Raw genomic sequence first — 2,960 nt, forward strand, 5'->3', positions numbered from 1 at the left:
TGCCGTGGTTGGTCAGCAGGGTCCAGACCAGGTCATCGTCGACACGCATGCGGCACAGCAGGGTGTTGGAGGAGGCGATCTTCAACACCTGGGCGGGCGACAACATGGCGATCATGGTGGCGGCTTCTTCCGACATGCCCAAGCGGAACAAAGCTTGTTCGCGGTCGGCGCGGATCAGGCTCTGGGCCAGCATCAGGTACGACAGGTTGGTTTCGCGGATTTCCATCAGGATTTGGTCGGCGTTCATGGGGTGGCTCCAGGTGTCTTGTGTCGGGTGGGGGTGGGATTTGCGTCTCACCATGGGATGAATAGTGATCCCAATGCCGGCTTTTCTTAATGGGCGCACACCTGTATCCCGCGTTAGGCATCGGCTGCACGTCTTGTCAGAAGATCCCTTACAAAGCCTCGATAACCAGGGGAAACACCATCCAGAAATCAGCCGGGTCAATCCACCAGACCGTTAATCGACGGTCACAAGGCGCCAGACCATCCGCACCAGCTCGTCCTCCAGCTCCTGGGTGTCCAGCAGGGGTGAGTTCTCCAGCGAGGCGCTGCGGATGACGCCGATCACCGCGCGGGTGCCTACGAACAGCATGGCGGGGCTGAGGGCGCGCAGCTTGGGGTCTTTCAGTTGCGACAGGGCGATGGCGAGGCGCTCCGTGCCCTCGCGCTGCGCCTGGGCTACCTGCTCGTGATGGTCCATGTGCCAGGCCAGGCGAACCATGGCGCGGTTGAGGTGGCTGCCAGTGCCCAGGGCTGCGAGCAGGGCCCGGATCTGGTCGCGCAGGTTGGACTCCACGTCCAGGGACGTTTGTTGCATCGCGCTGATCAGCATGCCTTGCAGCTCTGTCATCACCCGTTGCCTTTCCTGGGTGATCATGGCCACCACGATGGCTTCTTTGGTCGGGAAGTACTGGTACAGCGTGCCGATCGACACCCCGGCCCGTTGCGCGACCTTGTTGGTGCTCAAGGCCTCGGGGCCATCGCTGTCCACAATCTGAGCGGTGGCTTCAAAAATGGCGGCAATCGTACGCCTTGCGCGCTCTTGCGTGGGCCATTTGCGCATGCCCTCAGAGGGCAGCAAGGCGGCGGGCTTGGAGGATTTGGGCATGGCCAAAAACCGAGCGGTATGCGAGTTGCGCTGCGGTGTTAAAACTGAATAATCCTCATATTAATGCCGCCTTCATCGGACCAGACCAGAGGAAAGTCCCCATGAGCACCACCACCTCCGCCGCATCGCTCCGTGAATTGAGTGATTTGCCGGGCCCGCCCAGCCTGCCGCTGGCGGGCAATGCCTTCCAGGTTGATCGCGACGTGATCCACCAGAACGTGGAGCAGTGGGCCCGGCGTTATGGCCCGCTGTTCCGCGCCCACTTTGGCCCCATCCCCGTGCTGGTGGTGGCCGACCATGAGTTGATCGGCGCCATCCTGCGGGCCCGACCCGATGATTTCAACCGCTCGGAGCGCCTGGCCATCATCTCGCGCGAGATGAACTTGAAGCTGGGCCTGTTCGCGGCCGAGGGCGAGGCCTGGCGCCACCAGCGGCGCATGGTCATGGCCAGCTTCGCGCCTGGCCATGTGCGCGCCTACTTTCCGTCGCTGCTGAAGGTGACGCAGCGCCTGGGCACACGTTGGCAGAAAGCCGCGCAGGCCGGTAATGCCATTGACCTGCAGTCTGACCTGATGCGCTTCACGGTGGACGCCATCACCGGCCTGGCCTTTGGCGCGGATGTGAACACCCTGGAGTCGGACGAGGACATCATCCAGCAGCACCTGGACAAGATCTTTCCGGCCCTGTTCACGCGCATCCTGACCCTGGTGCCCTACTGGCGCGTGTTCAAGCTGCCCGCTGACCGAGATCTGGACCGCAGCGTGAGCGCGGTCAAGGTGGCCATTGACAAGTTCATCGCCCAGGCGCGTGATCGCCTGCAGGCCGACCCGACGCGACGCGACAACCCGCCCAATCTGTTGGAGGCCATGATCGCCGCCGCCGACCAGGCTGACAGCGGGGTGAACGATCAGGACGTGGCCGACAACGTGCTGACCATGCTGCTGGCTGGCGAGGACACCACGGCCAACACCCTGGCCTGGATGATCCACCTGCTGCAGCGCAACCCGCAGGCCTTGAAACGCGCGCAGGAAGAGGTGCGCAGCAAAGCCAACGACCCCGCCGCTTTCACGCCTGAGAAAATGGCCGAGCTGGACTACCTCGAAGCCTGCGCCCACGAAACCATGCGCCTCAAACCTGTCGCACCTTTCCTGCCCCTGCAGGCCTCGCGCGACACGGTGGTGGGCGATGTGCGCGTGCCCGAAGGCACCCTGATCTGGAATGTGCTGCGCCACGACAGCGTGAGTGACCAGCACTTCGAGGATGCCGCGGCCTTCAAGCCCGAACGCTGGCTGGCCGAGGGCAGCAGCCCGCAGCACAGCGCCAGCCATGCCAAGCGCGTGTCCATGCCTTTTGGCGCGGGTCCGCGTGTGTGCCCTGGCCGCTACCTGGCCTTGCTGGAGATGAAGATGGCCATGGCCATGCTGTTGTCCCGCTTCGACATCGTCAGCGTGGACACGCCCGATGGCCGCGAGGCGCAAGAGCACATGGCCTTCACGATGGAGCCGGTGGGGCTGACCATGAAGCTGCGTGAACGAACATGAGCGAACGTGAGCGAAAAAAAACGGACTCCGAAGAGTCCGTTGGCAAGTCACTGGCGTGACGCTAGGAGGAGAAAACAATGAAACAAGCAAAACTACAAGAACAACTACAACCACTACTTCGGTACAACAGAGAACTACTTGAGGCCAATCAATGCATGTGCAGGGCGCCAGCGGCCTTGCCCTTGCCGGCACGGGCGGGCGGGTTGCACAGGCCACAGGTGAAGTGGCGGGCGATTTCATGGGGGTGGGTGACGTAAGAGCCACCGCACTTGTTGCATTTGGTCAGGCTGAGCATGCCGTTGTCGATG

4 protein-coding genes are annotated in these 2,960 nt (G+C 62.7%); 1 reads left to right on the forward strand and 3 read right to left on the reverse strand.

Features of this window, described 5'->3' with window-relative positions; all coding sequences use genetic code 11:
- Together flhD and Q7V20_RS11360 are read right to left on the reverse strand one after the other, a co-directional pair.
- Positions 1–247 (reverse strand): flagellar transcriptional regulator FlhD (gene flhD / locus Q7V20_RS11355; RefSeq protein ID WP_304790674.1); only part of this gene is annotated, 247 nt, incomplete at its 3' end.
- A 213-nt stretch (positions 248–460) separates the two neighbouring features.
- Positions 461–1,111, reverse strand: a complete 651-nt coding sequence (locus Q7V20_RS11360; protein ID WP_304790779.1) for a TetR/AcrR family transcriptional regulator — start codon at positions 1,109–1,111, stop codon at positions 461–463.
- A 101-nt stretch (positions 1,112–1,212) separates the two neighbouring features.
- Between Q7V20_RS11360 and Q7V20_RS11365 the strand changes: the two genes are divergently transcribed.
- Entirely contained in the window at positions 1,213–2,652 is a 1,440-nt protein-coding gene (locus Q7V20_RS11365; protein ID WP_304790782.1) for a cytochrome P450, read from the forward strand.
- A gap of 148 nt (positions 2,653–2,800) precedes the next feature.
- Here the strand turns inward: Q7V20_RS11365 and Q7V20_RS11370 are convergent.
- On the reverse strand, positions 2,801–2,960 hold a 160-nt coding region (locus Q7V20_RS11370), incomplete at its 5' end, for a FlhC family transcriptional regulator (protein WP_304790785.1).

The organism is Aquabacterium sp. (assembly GCF_030652515.1).
Lineage (GTDB): Bacteria > Pseudomonadota > Gammaproteobacteria > Burkholderiales > Burkholderiaceae_C > Aquabacterium.

Coding starts and splice junctions, on each gene's coding strand:
- Q7V20_RS11360 (WP_304790779.1), bottom strand. CDS start 1,111: ATGCCCAAATCCTCCAAGCCCGCCGCCTTGCTGCCCTCTGAGGGCATG.
- Q7V20_RS11365 (WP_304790782.1), top strand. CDS start 1,213: ATGAGCACCACCACCTCCGCCGCATCGCTCCGTGAATTGAGTGATTTG.